Below are 14,891 nucleotides of genomic sequence, written 5' to 3'. Positions count from 1 at the left end.
AAGTCCGCTCCTAGATCGTTAGACAACCCATTTCACGGTCGCGTTAATTTCATCCTCCGTGCTAATACGGATATTGAAGCGAAGTTTGCCGTTCGCGGGCGCGGGACAGCGGTTTTCGGCACGTCCGGCTCGCGAGATCAGTCCGGAGACGCGACGGGTAAACGCGCGGATAACAGCGTCACCAGCGGCGCAAAAAGATCCTGCCGACATGGGCGGATATGCGAGGCCGACTGGAATTGAACCAAATCAAACGCGATCGGAATCGCGCGCGCGACCTTTGCGTCGAAGTGCCGATGGCCTCGGTAAAATCCGCGTTCACGGTAAACGGACTCTTACTCCAGGAGCATCGCGAACGATAACGCGCTAACCCAGCCGCACGGCAGCGGCATGATGTTCGGCGAGACAGTCCCTGATGGCGGCCAGCAGCGCATTCGGCGTGAACGGCTTGCGCAGGCAACGCGTAGCGCCGAGCTCCAGCGCCATCCTTAGAAAGTCGGGCGCAGGCGAATTCATATCTGCGAAGGCATAGCCCGACATTGCGATCAGCGGAGTGGCGGGCGCGCGGTCGTGAAAGAGCCGGATCGATTCGAACCCGCGCATATGCGGCATGAAGATGTCGATGATCATCAGGTCGAACTGCCCGTGCTCGAGAGCTCGCAGTCCTCCCTCACCGCCGTCGGCAATCGTCACCCGGAAATTGTTTCGCTGGAGATAGATCTCGATGGCCATGGACACCATCGGGTCGTCGTCGACAACGAGAATATGGCGCAGACTTTCTGTCGTCGTTTGAATGTCCCGCTTCGGCGATTCAATAATTGAAGCGTTGCGCACACCTTTCTCCTCTCGCTTGCATCGAAATCGTGATGACCACCTGCGTGGTCGATCGGGCACGACATGCCAACGGCATGCGCGCAATTTCTGCAGCCGGGCCTCGCAATTGCGCGAAACAATAGCTGACGGCTGAAGGAACTCGGCTACCGAGCGCGGCGGCTTGGACCGGAGAACCTCCAATGGAAGGGCGGATGCAAGCTCTGCCATTGGGTGCCCGCTTCCAGATCATGAGGTCCCCTGCCACACTTTCCCGGGTCGCAACGCAATCCTGTCTCGCCGGGCCTGCGCGCGAATCAAGCGCTGCTCTTATTTCCGCCGCAAATCCGCCGGGCTGTCTGCCCTCCAGCGGGTATATGGACAGCGCCACAACCATTACAATAGGTTTGTGCTGCCGCGCAACTGGATGTCGAACGCGCGACGCACGCTGGATTGGTTCCGCATGACCGCAAGCGGCCGGCCTCCCAACCGATTGGTGCAGATGCTCGACGCTGCAGACTTCGATCTGATGCGTCCTCATCTCGTCGCGATCGAGTTGGTCAGAGAGACTGTCTTGGGTGAAACTGGCGCGGCGCTGCGATACGTCCACTTCCCGCACGATGGTGCCGTTTCGATCACGGTAAGCCTGTCCGAGGGACAGATGATCGAGGTGGCGATGCTCGGCCGCGACGGCCTCATCGGCGGCGGAGCGGCGCTTGCAGACGGGATCGCGGCGTCAGATGCCGTCGTCCTCTTCCCCGGAACCGCTTCCGCGCTTGAAGTTCCCGCGTTTCGAGCCATAGCTGCCGCCAGTGCACCGTTCCGTTCCCTGATGATCCGGCATGAGCAGGCGCTGTTCGCACATGCCCAGCAATCCCTGGTCTGCAACACGCTACACCCGGTCGAGGCGCGCCTGGCGCGCTGGCTGCTGCGGGCCCGAGATCTGTCCGACAGTGACATTCTACCGCTGACACAGGAGGCTCTGGCTCAGATGATGGGCGTCCGACGCAACGCCATTTCACTGGTGGCCCATACGCTGCAACTTGCCGGAATCATCCGCTACAGCCGAGGCCAGATCGAGATCACCGATCTGCGTGCGCTGGAGGCGACCTCCTGCGGCTGCTATGCCGCCGTGAAGGCCCATCATGCTCGTCTGTTGACACCCTCGGGATGACATCGACATGCCAGCGCAAAGTACGCCGGCATGCACGGGACGGTCTGGAGCAATGGTCGAACCACGCTGTTAACACTGCACCTATTGCCAATATATCCCGATGGAAACATGATGGAACTTAGTCAGGCAGAGGACGGTCATGTCGCTGGCGGCATTCACCGGCGGAGGTGACGGGAGGCAGCTTTGGAAACGATGGTGCGCCCATCCAATGGTTTCCTGTCGGCGCTGTCGGCAGACGATTATGAATTGATCCGTGCACATCTGCGCACAGTCGATCTGCCGCATGATGCGGTGCTGGTCGAGACCGGCGAGACGCTCAAGCGCGCCTACTTCCCGCACCGCGGCGTGATCTCGCTGATCGTGAAACTCGCCAAGGGTGAGCATGTGCAGGTCGCCATGATCGGCCGCGACAGCCTGCTCGGGACGCTCGCTACCATGGGCGACGCATGCGCTCTGAACACGGCGGTCGTGCTGGTTCCCGGCGCCGCCTCCGTGATGGACCTCGACCGGTTGCGCATCGCGGCCGAACAGAGCTCCACCCTGCGGACCATGCTGACGCGGCATGGGCTCGCGATGTATGCGCAGGTGCAGCAGACCGCCGGCTGCAACGCGGCTCATCCGGTCGAGGCGCGGCTGTCGCGCTGCCTGCTGCACACCCATGATTGGTCGGGCGACTACCGGCTGCTGCTGACGCAGGAGGCGATGGCCCAGATGATCGGGGCGCGGCGCAACAGCGTGTCGCTGGTCGCCAATACCCTGCAGCAGGCCAATTTCATCCACTACAGCCGCGGACACATCCAGATTCTGAATCTGGACGGGCTGCGCCAGACGGCGTGCGAATGCTACGCCACCGTCAAGGCCCAGTACGACCGGCTGCTCGGGCCCTGACAGCACGCGCAAGGCCGGAACATGGTAAAGCAAGTGCTAAACGCTGCCCGCAAACACCGTGCGTCCCGTGACCAGAATTGCAATCGGAAAGGCGTACACGTCCCCGGAGCCGCAAAGAAGAACCGGGACAACCATGCTCGATGCCGTATTCGCGCCCGCGCCAGGCGTGCACGACACCACTCCGCTGCGCGAACTTGAATCGCTGCGCGAGCCTGGCGCGTTCGACGCGCTGGTGCGCGAGATCGGTGAGGACGGTGCCCGTGAGGTACGCGCGGTGTTCTGGAGCGATACCACCGCGCGGCTCCTGCTGTTTCGCACGCTCACGCTCGATCAGCATCGAGCCAGGATTGCGCGCGAGGCGCATTCGCTGAAGAGCACGGCAAGGACGTTCGGCTACGTCAGGCTCGCAACGCTGGCGCTGCGGTTGGAGAGCACCGCCGACACCCTCGAAGGCGCCGAACTTGGCGACCTGCTCCAGCAGATGGAGGCGGCCTTTGCCGGCGCGAAGGCTCAGGAACCGCAGGATTGACCCTCCTGCGCAACTGCCGCCGTACTTATACGGTTTGCGATTTTTAGAGATGACTAATCATAGGTGGCGATAGTCGCCGGAAACCAGGAGGGTTTCCATGTTCACCTATGAAACAGCGGATCAGAAAGAGGTCCGCCGCTTCCGCATCGCGCAGTTCAACGGCCGAATGGCAACGGTGAAGGCGGGCGAGTCCACGGTGACCGGTTTTGTCCGCTCGGTGCTGGAGCAGGAATCGACCATCCCACCGCGCTGGACCATCACGATCATCCCGAATGCGCCGAAGGAAGAGCCGAAGGTTCTGCGGCCCACTTCGCGCACCCGTCCCTTCGCCGAAGACTATTTCTAGGCTCGGCCGCGCACCGCGACGGCGGTGCCGGCCGACGGCCTCAATCGATCGAATGCAGCAATGCCGCGCGGACGAGGTCCGCGGTGTTCCGCGCGCCGAGCTTGCGCATCGCTTCCGCCCGGTGGCTCTCGAAGGTGCGCGGGCTGATCTGCATCCGCAGCGCCCCCTGCTTGTTCGAAAAACCCTCGCTGATCAGCCGCAGCACTTCACGCTCGCGCTTGGTCAGCCGCTTGCTCGACAGCGTCGCGATCTCGGAGCCCGCTTCGCGCGGCGCCGGCAGCGCGCGCCCGGTCTTCAATTCGACGTCCTCGGTCTTGGACGGCGCGGGCAGACCACCCTTGTGCGGGCCGGCGAGTTGCTTGACCAGGCCGCAGACGCGCTCGGTCTGCGCCAGTGCGTTCTCGACCACCTGCTGCAGATAGGCGCGATCGCCGGTCACAGGCGCGAGCTGATCGCTGTGATGCTTGATCTCGCCCATGTAGAGCAGGAGTGCGGTCAGGGGGCCATTGAGCTCGCGGGCGATGGCCGCGGCCATCTCGTCGGCCGCCTTGGCACGGGCAGCATTCAGCCGGACGAAGTCGAGCTCTTCAGGCGCAGAAGCGCTGCTTTCGAACCATTCCGACGGCCGCGAATCGGTGACCGTATCGTTCTGTGACCCCATGTGACTCGTTTAGCGGAACCCGGGGCGGTCTGTGGTTAACTTTTTACTCCGTAAGACTACGGTTATTTTGTTGGTTTTGTGCTGAAATACCGGCGGCGGCACAATTTATGCTTGCGCAAGCCGGCGTCGGACCGCGCAAGGGTTGATGAAGCCGCCCAAATCATAGGCAGTCGCCCAAACGCCTTCTTAACGATCGCTGCCCGCCCCGTCCCGGCGCTCCCGGATTTTACGGATTAATTAACGGCAGCTTGCTTCTCTATGTCGCAATTGAGAGCGCGCAAATGCCTCCATGCATTGGGCCTGTAGGCCTGCTGGAATCGTTGCGAGAGAATTGCGTGCCATGAACGATATCGACCAGCTATCGGAGTTCCTGCAGAAGCTGACGCCGTTGTCGCGCAGCTGCCTGCTCAGCGAACTCGAGCGGCTCGAACTGTGCGGCATCGACATGCCGGGCTCGGCGGAGATCCAGGCCAAGCTGCGCGCCGAATTTCGCAAGGACGGATCGACCCAGGCGCGCGCCACCAATCCGTCGCGCTACTTCTTCGCGCCGCTCGAGCTGTTGCTGATCGACGGAGCGCCCGAGCACGCCAATGCGGGACGGATCTCGCGCAACACCCTCACCCCGATCTGGGAGTGGATCTGCCGCGACCTGCTGCCGACCATGGCGCGCGACTACATCAAGGCGATCAACGACCAGGTCACCGCCAACAATCCCAAGGAAGTGCTGAAGATCGCGACGACCTTCCAGGTCAAGGTCCTCAAGGTGCTCGAGAACACCTTCGCTTCAGCCGAGAGCACCGAATTGGCGCGCGGCAAGCTCGCGCAATACACGGCTTCGCGCACCGCCTTCAACGACGTGAAGAAGATGCAGCAGGTCCTGCGCGCCGGCGATGCGCTATCGAAGTTCAACGAGAAGCTGCCGGCGACGATCGCAAAATTCGACGACGCCCAGGTCGCGCAGATCACCGCGCGGCTCGACGCCTTCAGGAAGGCCCATGCCGAGGCGGTGCCCTTTGCGCTGACGCTGGTGGCCCGGCGCCTGAAGACCTCCTGGCAGCTCGTGCGCCTCGCCACCAAGGCGGCGCCGAGCAAGAGCGCGGCCGACGTCGCCGCGACGCCTTACGCCGGCGTCGTGCACATGGTCCTCGACCGGCTCGACGACAAGCGCCTCGCGCTCAGGATCGCGCTCCGGAACAACCGCGTGCTGATCGCGCGCGACCTGCTCACCGATATCTACGATACCGAATACGCGCTGAAAGTTCGCATCGACGGCATCGAGAAGTGCGAATGGGGCGTGCGGTTGCAGCAATTGATGGACGCGATCGCCGCGCTGGTGTCCGCCGAAGTCAGCCGCTTCCCGGCCAATGTCGGCCACATCCTGGGATCGCGCCGGCTGCGCAGCCATGACACGCTGGGCGGCAAGCTGAACTATCTCGCCTGGAAGGGCCGCGACGCCGTGCAGGACGGCGCGGCGGCGCTTCGCAAATTGATCGGGGCGACCTAATTCGCCCGAGTCATTCGGGCGCGTGCGGCAGGCACAGGAAGCGATCGAGAAATCGCCCTGACATCACGCACCTGAACCACCAACGGATCATCCGCCGCATCGTCATAGCTGCGATCCCTGACAGCCCATCACCGGCCAGGCGCAGCAATAGCGCGCGTGCGGCAATACGGCTGTGAGGTGCTTCACACGCGCCTGCTCTGCGCTTCGGCGAATTGTCGCATAACCGTCACGCGCGACGCAGGAACATGCGCGCATCGCGCGAACCGCGAGAGGCCGCTCGCACCGAATCCTATCAGACATATGACGACGAGCCGGCCGCCGTGGCCGAACACGGCAACGCCACGCTCAATTGAGGCGTCCATTATTTAATTGGGCGGAGCGCGTGCAGCTTCGTCCAATTACAGGACACGGCTTCGCGCGACGCCGAGACGCGGCCTTCGAAAATCCTTGCATGATTGTCGCACGCGCGTGTGCAACGCGAAGACCAACGTAAAAACTCTTCGAACGAGATCCGAACAATTTTAGGAATGATGGGGGCTTTAACGTTACCCAGATAATTCAACAATCGACGGAGGCCCTCCTTATTTGAAACTGCTCCCATCGCTAACACGGGTCGCGGAACGGGAGTGGCCTGCGATGAACGATGAAATTGTGGAATGCGCCGGCCGAAGGCTCAGGACCTTCGGGCGGCGAAAGGTGAAGCCGCGCGCATGCGTCGCCGACGGCAAGCGCCATCTGCGCGCCTTCCTCGCCGAGGTGCTGGAGGATCTTGGATTCGTCACCAGCGAATGCGCCAGCGCCGACGAGCTCAAGACCGTGCTCGCCGGCGAGCTGCCGGATCTGATCCTGTTCGGCGTCGCCGCTGACGGCATCGAGCCCGGCACTTTTCTGGAGACGCTGGTGCGCGAGGCGTTCGACGGCAAGGTGCTGGCCGTCGGCGCGCGCGACTCCATCATCGTGAAGGCCGTGCAGCAGGTCGGAGAAGAATATGGCCTCGCCATGCTGCCGCCGCTCACCACGCCCTTTGCCGCGGAGACGCTCCGCGACCGCGTCGCGATGCTGCTGCCGGACGAGCCGGTGCCGAGCCCGGCCGTGCATGTCGGCGAGGCCTTGCATGCCGGCTGGCTCGAGCTCTGGTATCAGCCCAAGATCGACGCGCGCACGCTGATCCGCTGCGGCGCCGAGGCCCTGGTGCGGATGCGGCATCCGACCTGGGGCGTGGTGCCGCCGGCCTATTTCATCCCGGAAGAGCACGATCCGCATCTGCGCGATCTCTCCGAGTTCGTGATCGAGCGCGCCGTGCAGGACTGGCATTATCTGCTGGAGCGGCAAAGCCCGGTCGATCTGTCGATCAACCTGCCGGCCTCCTATCTGAAGGAGCCGCAGGCCGTGCGCGACCTCTGCCGCCGCGTCCCCACCCATCCGGCCTTCGGCGGATTGACGATCGAGATCGACAGCGAGGAGGCGATCCGCGATCTCGATGTTCTCGTCGAGGTCGCGCGCGAGGTGCGCCTGCACAACATCGGACTGTCGATCGACAATCTCGGCGCCAATTGGCCGTCGCTGATGGACCTCGGCAGGATCCCCTTCATCAAGCTGAAGGCCGACCGGCAGTTCGTCACCGGCAGCGCCAACGACCGTCTCAAGCGCACGGTGTGCCGTCACATCGTCGAGCTCGCGCAAGGTTACGGCGCGCGCGCCGCCGCCGAGGGCGTCGAGAGCCGCGCCGACCTTGTCGTCGCCAACGAGCTCGGCTTCGACCTCGTGCAGGGCTTCCTGTTTGGAAAGCCGTTGCCGCTGAAGAAATTTGCGCGCAGCGCGCTGACGCGGACGGTGCTCGACCCGGTGTGAGTGAAAACTCGAAAACAACCCCATGCACAGTAGCCGGCGAGGGGCGGCTTGACGCTGACGTTTTTCCGAATCGGACTTGACCCGTCGGGCAACACAGGGGCATAGTGCCATGATCGAGGGGCGCGCGTGACCGGCAGGCACTTGCCGACCCGCCGTCATGCGCTCAGTACCACGGCTCCTCGTAGACAGGTTCGCCGTCGAGCAGCAGGCGCTTGATGGCGGCGCGGCCCGAGGGCAGCACGGCGGCGACGATGCGGAGCTTGCGCTCGTTGCGCGCCTGCTCCAGCTTGCGGCCCTCGCCTTCCGGCACGAAATAGCTTTCGAGCCCGTATTTGATCGTCAGCCTGTCGCAGAAAATGCGGCTGTCCGAACCGCAGGAATAGGTCACGCGGCCGCGGATCAGGATCTCGGGGGCGTTGACCGGGACGGGCGCCGCATGCACCGAGACCGCCTGGTAGAGTCCGCTGGCATCAGGCGCGAGCTTCACGAACACGATCGGATTGCGCTCGGCCGCAGGCTGTCCGGCGAGCGCGCCGGCCGGCAGCTCCGAGATGTCATAGCGCAGCACGACATAATCGCCGCGCAGGAGATCGCGGGGATCGACCGGCTGCGTCTGCAAAGTCACCTCGCGGCCTTCGCGCAGGATCTGCATGCGATCGGCGACCATCAGGACCAGCAGCACGCACTGAAGCAGGATGGCGACGCCGAACCGCACGGCTTTCGGAATGCGCTGCCAGAGCTGCGTGAGGGAGGCGATCATCGCGCGGCCCTCGGCAGCAGGCGATTGAGCACGGATGCGAACACCACGGCAATGATGCCTGATACGGCCAGGAAGACCGAGCGGCGCAGCAGCGAGCCCTTCACGGCCCAGGTGATGCCGGCGATGACGCCGCCAATGCCGAGCCAGCCGGCGGCGATGCGCGGGCGCACATCGTCGAGCACGCCTGAGACGACGAGGCAGAGCATGGCGCAGAGCAGCGCGGCATAGGCGAACCAGGGCTCGCCGCCCGCCGAGGCCGGCCAGAGCGGCGCGGCGAGCAGTACGAGGCCGATGGCGCAGGCCGCGAGGATTTCACCTGATCGTCTCGTGAGGCCGGCCGATGCGAGCGCGAGCGCCACGCCCGCGACGCCGCACACGACAGCCCATGGCGGCTGGGCCGCCGTGGTGTCTGTCCGAAGGCGGACGAGATCGTCGACTGTCGTCACCTCCAGGAAGGCGGCGACGGCCAGGGAAAACGCGCCGTAGATCGACAGCACGGATCCAAGCCGTTGCGCCCGCGGCGACGGCGCGGCTGATATGGCAAGCCCGGCGCCGAACAGCAGCGCCGCGCCGTTCGCCAGCACGAAGGACGGCTGGTCGCCGTGGAAGTCGAAGCGCAGCGACGTCGCGACCCACCACGGAATCGCCGCGAGCGCGACGAGATGCGCCGCCACGCGCGAATTCCAGGCGAACGCAAGCGCGGCCGCGATCAGCCAGACCAGCACGAAGGGAAGATGAAGATTGTCGGGCGCGTCATAGACGCGCATGCAGGTCCAGATGCAGGCGGCGACCAGGGCGACCGCCAGCGCGCCGCGCGAGCCGGTCAGCGCTGCCGCGGCGAACGCGCCTGACGACCACAGCAGCATGCCGCCGGCAAAATCGTCGCCGAGATGATACATCTGGCCGACCAGCGCGATGCCCGCGCCGAAGATGATGACACCGATGCTGGCGCAGAGATCGGCGAGAACGTCGCGGCCGGTCGCGGCGAACCACGCGCCGAGCCCGCCTGAAACGACCATGCCGGCAAGCAGGATCGAAAAGCGCAGCAGCCGCGCGATCTCGGTCCAGTGCGCCGCGACGAAGGCGAGGAACGCCGCCGCGATCAACAGGCCGCCGACGATGCCGACCACCACCGCGATGTTGATGCCGGGCGAGAGCGGCGGCAGCGCATGGCGGATCGAGGCGGCCGCCGCCGGCGCGATCACGCCATCGGCCTCCCATTGCGCGAGGTCGGCCTCGAGGCGCTGGCGGTAGGTTTTGTCGAACATGGTGGTGGGTCACCTGACTGCCGGACGGCGGCTGGCTTCCGTCGTCCGGCAACGTTGGTCGGGCCGCCGCAGCGGCGGGTTCAACCTGTCATGCCCGTGCGGGAGCTGACAATAAAATCCCGAAAACACCCCGTGCACAGTAGCCAGCCATGACGGGCACGACGCATGTCGAAGCTGCACCACGTCAAATCTCGTCACTTGCTTTCCCGGACTTTTCCGGCAATATTTCCGGAAATGAGGGCGACATGACCGGCAAAGCAAAATCTCCCGTCGCCAGCCACCGCGCCCGCCGCCAGCGCCAGGGTTTTGTGCGGGTCGAGGTCAATGTCCGCAGGGAAGATGCGCCCCTGGTGCGCCAGGTGGCTTCGGCCCTGTCCGATCCCGTACGTCAGGCCGAGGCGCGGGCAGTACTTCGCCAGCGCTTTGCCGAGCCGTCGCATGTCAGCCTGAAGGCTCTGCTCGCCTCGGCACCGCTCGACGGCATCGAGCTCGATCGCAGTCGCGATCCCGGCCGCGACGTCGACCTGTGAGCTATTTGATCGACACCAACATCATTTCCGAGATCCGCAAGGGCGCGCGCTGCGACGCCCGCGTCTCCGCCTGGTATGAGAAGATTACCGACGCGGACATCTTCCTGAGCACGCTCGTGCTCGGCGAGATTCGAAAGCGCATCGAGCTCGCCCGCGTCAGGGACGCAAGCAAGGCGGCCGCGCTCGAACGCTGGCTGCGCGAGGTCGAGGCCGCATTCGACGGGCGCGTGCTCGGCATCGACAACGCCGTATCGGACCAATGGGGCCGCATCAGCGCCATCAGGTCCGTCCCTGTCATCGACGGCCTGCTCGCCGCAACCGCGCTGACGCATGATCTGACGCTGGTGACGCGCAATGATCGCGATGTCGCGGGGCTCGGGGCGAGGGTGATGAATCCGTTTAGGGGCGGTGGAGATGGGAATTGATCACAGTGTCTCGGGTTGCTCAGGCGAATTGGGAATAGCGGGACAGCTGAAAGAAGAGTTCGGCCTGGTAGGACGGATCGGTGCCAAGGCGGGCCAGCCTTTGCCCGATGGCCGGCGCGAACTTCGCGCCGTGGCCTGAACATGCGGAGCAGACGATCAGGCGGGACTCCGGCCAGCGATCGATGATGAATTCCTCGCCCGCGTCCAGCCTGACGTCGGCGGGCGCGGTGTTGGTGTAGAGGCAGACGTCAGAATCGACGATGGGCCCGGCCGCGCCGGGGACGAGGGCGGCCAGCGCGTCGCCCACGGAGCGGAGCTCGGCATCGCTGGCGGGCGGACCCCAGTCGTCGGGGCCGACCGCGGGACCGTGGTTGTGAGGCGCAGCCTTGACGCCGCGCTGCTCGAAATCCGGAAAGCCGTAGACGATGTCATCAGGACCGCGGTCCAGAATGAAGATCGGGAAACGACCCAGCGCCACGGTGTCGGGGCTGTGAGGTGCGAACCAGCCGACCGCCTGTCGGGTCACGTGAAGCAGCGCGGCGAGTGGCGGCAGTGCGCGGCCGAGCCATGGGCCCAGCGCCAGGATCGCGCGCTCGGCGAAGAACTCTTCGCTATCAGTGCGGATCGACACGCCGTCGCGGTGCGGCGCGAAGCTCGCGCGTTCGCCGATCACGCGCGCGCCGGCGCGTGCGCGCATCAGTGTCATGACTGTAGCGGTGTGCAAGATCGCGCCGCCGTCCTGCACGACGACGTCCCAGTCATCGGGCAGGCTGAAAGCCGGAAATGCCTTGTTCGCGACAGCCGCGGTTACTAGCGGATCCAGCCGCCCTTGCGCGATCGCGGCCGCGCGCGAGCACGCCCATGGCGGAGCCGGGGCGGCCGGCCTCCAGAATGGGGGTGTCCGTCAGAACCGTTTGACCGCTTTCGCTCTGCAGCCGGATCCAGCCGGCATGCGCCTCGTCGCTCAGGCTGGTGTAATTGGGGTTTTCGAAATTGAAGCGACGGAAAATGCGACATGACCCATGCGACGAGCCGCGATCCGAACCTGCTGCGATGGGATCGAAGCCGAGCGCATCGACGCCGGCCTCCAGCAATGCGGAGAGCGCCGCTCCGCCCATGAGCCCGAGACCCAGCACGGCGACTTCGCATTTTCGCATGAAGGCCTCGGGGGCGATGTGACGACGCGCGGATCATCGTGAGGATTTTGTGGGATGGCAAGGTCTGTGGGAGGGCGATGACGGCCGGCATCGACAACGCCGTGTCAGATCAATGGGGCCGCATCAGCGCGATTAGGTCCGCTCCTGTCATAGAGGGCCTGCTCGCGGCGACGGCGCTGATGCACGATCTGACGCGGGTGATGCCGCCGCCCGCTGGCTTCAAGCTTAGAAGGTCCGTCAGTCGATCTCAACGTCCGGCACGCCTTCGACGGCATCGATCTCTTTCCGACGCTCGTACAAAGCGGCAGCCGCTCCGATCAAGGCGTCGACGTTCCTGGCAAAGATGCTCAACCCGCCCGCGTGATTGTATTCCAGGCCCGCCCCTGCTTTCTCCGCGGCCGCGAAAACGAAGGGAAATATTCCAGTCGGGCAAAAGAAGGCGACCAGCGGATACTTCTCGTGGTGCCCATCGTCGAAAGCGCCTCCGTTGCAGCTATAGAACGGTATGCATCGAGCGGCAGAAAGAGCGGCCGCCAGCGCATTCGTTCCCAGATCAAAACCGCAAAGCGCTGGCTCGTCGGATTCCTCGTTGGTTTCGAACCAGCCCCGGTAGGCCGTACCCGGATCCTGCGACTCCGCGATGTCGTCAATGATCGCCTCTTCCTCATCGAGGGTGATCCCGACTTCGACCCACCCCATGCGCCCAAGAGGACTGAAGTCCCTGTTTCCGCCCAGCGTCTCCGACTTAAGGTCGTCGTCCGACGGCCACTCCAGCGCATGCAGTTCGACGTCTCGCGTAATCGGAATATCGAACACAGTTCCGCGGAAGCCGGCCATGACTACTTCCTTTTTCTGCGAAGGCCTGCAGCCGACCGACGCCGACTTCGCATAGCACTCGCTTTCCCAAGTCGGATCCCAAGCACTTTCTTCGCGACAAGCACCTCGGCGGCATCGGCATTGGAAAGCTCGCATTGCCACAAAGTAACGACGCGCCAGCCGAGTTTCGCGAGCGCTCTACGCGCCTTTCGATCTCGAACCCGGTTCTTCCCGACCTTACTCGTCCAGAATTCCACGTTCGACTGCGGAAGCTTCGAACGGCAACACCCGTGTCCGTGCCAAAAGCAGCCGTGGACGAAAACTGCGACGGCGTGCTTCGGCAGAACGAAGTCGGGGCTTCCGGGGAGATCCGATCGATGCAGGCGAAACCTCAGGCCGAGACGATGCGCAGCCTTTCTGGCCAGAAGCTCCGGCGCCGTGTTGCGATTCCGGACCGAGCTCATGTTTCGCGATCGTTGTTCTCGCGTCAGGTGATCAACCACGGCCGCCTCAGCGAAAGTAGGAGCTTATCCACGTCGAGAGCACCTCGACGCCCTCATGATACTCGCTGTCGCCCAGCGGCTCCTCCTTGAAGTATACGAGCTTTATCGATCCGCCGTCGCTCAACCTGCCGTGCCTTTCGACAGACTTCTCCTTTCGAACGGAAGTTGGGTTGAAGTCGGCATCGCTTCCTATCAAGAACCGGAGCATCGTCTCCGGCACCTGCTCTAGCCGCGGATAGGCTTCTTCGATCCAACGGCGGGCCTTCGCGGCCGGTTCGGGAGCGCCTGGAGCCCAGACTACCTGAACGTTGCGGTCCACGTACTCGACCCAGTATCTGTCGCTATCGACCTTAAGGCGCCCAACCATCCCATATTCTCCGCCGGCTCGGTCTACATCGTCAACCGATTGTCAGGGCAGGAAACACTCTCTTGTCGAGCAAGGTCATGCTGAATTCCGCGAAGGACTGCGCGAGGCGGGGCGGAACTGCATTCCCGATCATCCTTGCGACGGTGCAGACGCCGTCTTCCGGGTAGAACACGTAGTCATCGCGGAACGACTGCAGCGCCGCCGCTTCACGCAGCGAAATTCCCCGGTTCTGCTTCGTGTCGTAGTGGCCGAACCGTCCGTTCGATATGCTGTGACATTTCGTGGTGATGGTCGGGGACGGCCGATCGCCGCTCATCCGCGTATAGACGTCGGTGAAACAAGCCGTCTTCAGCTTCTTCTTCACGCGCCGGTGGCACGGCAGCGAGAGGTCTCCGTACGGGGTGCTGGATAAATAGCTATTGCTGACGCCCGGCTTGGCGGAGGCGATCCGCTTCAAGTTCGTGTCGCTCAAAGTTCGCGCGCGATGGTTCGGAATAGTCGCGTGCAGTTCTCCCGCTTCGATCTTCGGCAAATGAGAGATCGTAGAGGCAACGGTTCTCTCCTCTCCCGATCCGCCGGCGACCGGAATGCTCAACGTTCCCTTTCGTGCAGCCTCTCCCTTGGATTTCTTGCGGTTGACCGCGACGAGAATTGAACGCTTTCGGTACTGCGGGACGCCGAACTTCGATGCGCATACGACGTTCGAGCCAACGGCGTAGCCCGAGGCCCTCAGTCCCTTGCGGAAAGCTTCCCAGATCCCACCGAACCGCGGGTCGGAAATGCCGGACACGTTCTCTGAAAGCACGACGTCCGGACGGAAGCGGCGCACGAATTTTAAGGCCTCGGAAAGCAGGTTCTTGTCCTTGCGACGGCGTTCAACACGCCTCTCGGAAGGCTCCTTGCGGGCGAGCGTTGTAAACGGCTGGCAAGGCGCGCATATCGCGAACATCAACGGCCGTCCCGGCGCGAGAGCGCGATACTTCGCGATCAGAACGTCGAGCTCCTTCATCAGCTTCTCCTGCTGACCCTCCGGATGCGCCGTCGAAGATGGGAAGATGTCGCGACATAGATAGTGGGGCGGCCTCCGATCAAGAGTCATGTTGCCGTTGTTGTCCGTATAGGTCCGTTCGCACGCTGCGTCCTTGTCGACGCCAGCGATCACGTATCCGCCGGCGTCGAGCATTCCGCGCGTGGTTCCGCCCGCGCCGCTGAAGAAATCGACCGCCAGAAACTCAGGCATCTTGGCCTTGGACAACGGAGCTGCATCCTTCGGAGTCTTCGCACGCGCGCCTAACTTTTTCGGTC

18 protein-coding genes are annotated in these 14,891 nt (G+C 63.9%); 8 read left to right on the top strand and 10 right to left on the bottom strand.

The features are described 5' to 3' along the window. Nucleotides 1–363: 363 nt before the first annotated feature. Nucleotides 364–771, bottom strand: coding sequence for a response regulator (locus tag X265_RS02280; protein WP_164938961.1), 408 nt, complete (start codon nt 769–771; stop codon nt 364–366). 499 nt (nt 772–1,270) lie between these two features. On the opposite strand from X265_RS02280, the gene X265_RS02275 reads away from it, so the two are divergent. From X265_RS02275 to X265_RS02260, 4 genes are all read left to right on the top strand, one after another. Further along, entirely contained in the window at nt 1,271–1,981 is a 711-nt protein-coding gene (locus tag X265_RS02275; RefSeq protein ID WP_128969107.1) for a Crp/Fnr family transcriptional regulator, read from the top strand. A 192-nt stretch (nt 1,982–2,173) separates the two neighbouring features. Then, on the top strand, nt 2,174–2,869 hold the full coding sequence (locus tag X265_RS02270) for a Crp/Fnr family transcriptional regulator (protein WP_188637442.1): 696 nt from the start codon (nt 2,174–2,176) through the stop codon (nt 2,867–2,869). 133 nt (nt 2,870–3,002) lie between these two features. Beyond that, nucleotides 3,003–3,398, top strand: a complete 396-nt coding sequence (locus X265_RS02265) for an Hpt domain-containing protein (RefSeq protein WP_128963445.1) — start codon at nt 3,003–3,005, stop codon at nt 3,396–3,398. A 97-nt stretch (nt 3,399–3,495) separates the two neighbouring features. Continuing rightward, entirely contained in the window at nt 3,496–3,744 is a 249-nt protein-coding gene (locus X265_RS02260; RefSeq protein ID WP_128963444.1) for a hypothetical protein, read from the top strand. Between the two features lie 40 nt (nt 3,745–3,784). Here X265_RS02260 and X265_RS02255 read toward each other — a convergent pair whose 3' ends face one another. Further along, nucleotides 3,785–4,405 carry a LuxR C-terminal-related transcriptional regulator gene (locus X265_RS02255; protein WP_128963443.1) on the bottom strand — a complete coding sequence of 207 codons (621 nt, stop codon included), beginning with the start codon at nt 4,403–4,405 and terminating at the stop codon, nt 3,785–3,787. 340 nt (nt 4,406–4,745) lie between these two features. On the opposite strand from X265_RS02255, the gene X265_RS02250 reads away from it, so the two are divergent. Together X265_RS02250 and X265_RS02245 are read left to right on the top strand one after the other, a co-directional pair. Next, nucleotides 4,746–5,909 carry a hypothetical protein gene (locus tag X265_RS02250; RefSeq protein ID WP_128963442.1) on the top strand — a complete coding sequence of 388 codons (1,164 nt, stop codon included), beginning with the start codon at nt 4,746–4,748 and terminating at the stop codon, nt 5,907–5,909. Nucleotides 5,910–6,545: 636 nt separating this feature from the next. Next, a complete protein-coding gene (locus X265_RS02245; RefSeq protein WP_128963441.1) occupies nt 6,546–7,760 on the top strand; it encodes an EAL domain-containing response regulator in 1,215 nt (404 codons plus the stop codon). A 163-nt stretch (nt 7,761–7,923) separates the two neighbouring features. Here X265_RS02245 and X265_RS02240 read toward each other — a convergent pair whose 3' ends face one another. Both X265_RS02240 and X265_RS02235 read right to left on the bottom strand, forming a co-directional pair. Further along, a complete protein-coding gene (locus X265_RS02240) occupies nt 7,924–8,520 on the bottom strand; it encodes a GDYXXLXY domain-containing protein (protein ID WP_128963440.1) in 597 nt (198 codons plus the stop codon). Beyond that, on the bottom strand, nt 8,517–9,788 hold the full coding sequence (locus X265_RS02235) for a DUF2157 domain-containing protein (protein ID WP_128963439.1): 1,272 nt from the start codon (nt 9,786–9,788) through the stop codon (nt 8,517–8,519). Before X265_RS02235 ends, X265_RS02240 begins: the two co-directional genes overlap by 4 nt. Nucleotides 9,789–10,033: 245 nt before the next feature. On the opposite strand from X265_RS02235, the gene X265_RS02230 reads away from it, so the two are divergent. Continuing rightward, nucleotides 10,034–10,318, top strand: coding sequence for a hypothetical protein (locus X265_RS02230; RefSeq protein ID WP_128963438.1), 285 nt, complete (start codon nt 10,034–10,036; stop codon nt 10,316–10,318). Next, on the top strand, nt 10,315–10,743 hold the full coding sequence (locus tag X265_RS02225; RefSeq protein ID WP_128963437.1) for a type II toxin-antitoxin system VapC family toxin: 429 nt from the start codon (nt 10,315–10,317) through the stop codon (nt 10,741–10,743). The genes X265_RS02230 and X265_RS02225 overlap by 4 nt, the downstream gene beginning before the upstream one ends. A gap of 19 nt (nt 10,744–10,762) precedes the next feature. Here X265_RS02225 and X265_RS02220 read toward each other — a convergent pair whose 3' ends face one another. The 6 genes from X265_RS02220 to X265_RS02195 form a co-directional block, all read right to left on the bottom strand. Further along, complete coding sequence (locus X265_RS02220; protein WP_244659472.1) at nt 10,763–11,512, bottom strand: FAD-dependent oxidoreductase; 750 nt, start codon at nt 11,510–11,512, stop codon at nt 10,763–10,765. Continuing rightward, on the bottom strand, nt 11,502–11,900 hold the full coding sequence (locus X265_RS02215; protein WP_128963435.1) for an N-methyl-L-tryptophan oxidase family protein: 399 nt from the start codon (nt 11,898–11,900) through the stop codon (nt 11,502–11,504). Before X265_RS02215 ends, X265_RS02220 begins: the two co-directional genes overlap by 11 nt. Before the next feature lie 237 nt (nt 11,901–12,137). Next, nucleotides 12,138–12,737 (bottom strand): hypothetical protein, encoded by a 600-nt coding sequence (locus X265_RS40270; protein WP_164938385.1) that lies wholly within the window; start codon nt 12,735–12,737, stop codon nt 12,138–12,140. Between the two features lie 2 nt (nt 12,738–12,739). Then, nucleotides 12,740–13,180, bottom strand: a complete 441-nt coding sequence (locus X265_RS02205) for a very short patch repair endonuclease (protein WP_244659470.1) — start codon at nt 13,178–13,180, stop codon at nt 12,740–12,742. Between the two features lie 46 nt (nt 13,181–13,226). Then, nucleotides 13,227–13,586: a hypothetical protein gene (locus X265_RS02200; protein ID WP_128963434.1), complete on the bottom strand. Its 360-nt coding sequence runs from the start codon at nt 13,584–13,586 to the stop codon at nt 13,227–13,229. Nucleotides 13,587–13,617: 31 nt separating this feature from the next. Then, nucleotides 13,618–14,841: a DNA cytosine methyltransferase gene (locus X265_RS02195; RefSeq protein ID WP_164938384.1), complete on the bottom strand. Its 1,224-nt coding sequence runs from the start codon at nt 14,839–14,841 to the stop codon at nt 13,618–13,620. Nucleotides 14,842–14,891 lie beyond the last annotated feature (50 nt).

The sequence above is a fragment of the Bradyrhizobium guangdongense genome, assembly GCF_004114975.1.
GTDB lineage: Bacteria > Pseudomonadota > Alphaproteobacteria > Rhizobiales > Xanthobacteraceae > Bradyrhizobium > Bradyrhizobium guangdongense.
The sequence above is the reverse complement of the archived record's forward strand: the minus strand, read 5'-3'. Positions and strand labels throughout refer to the sequence as shown.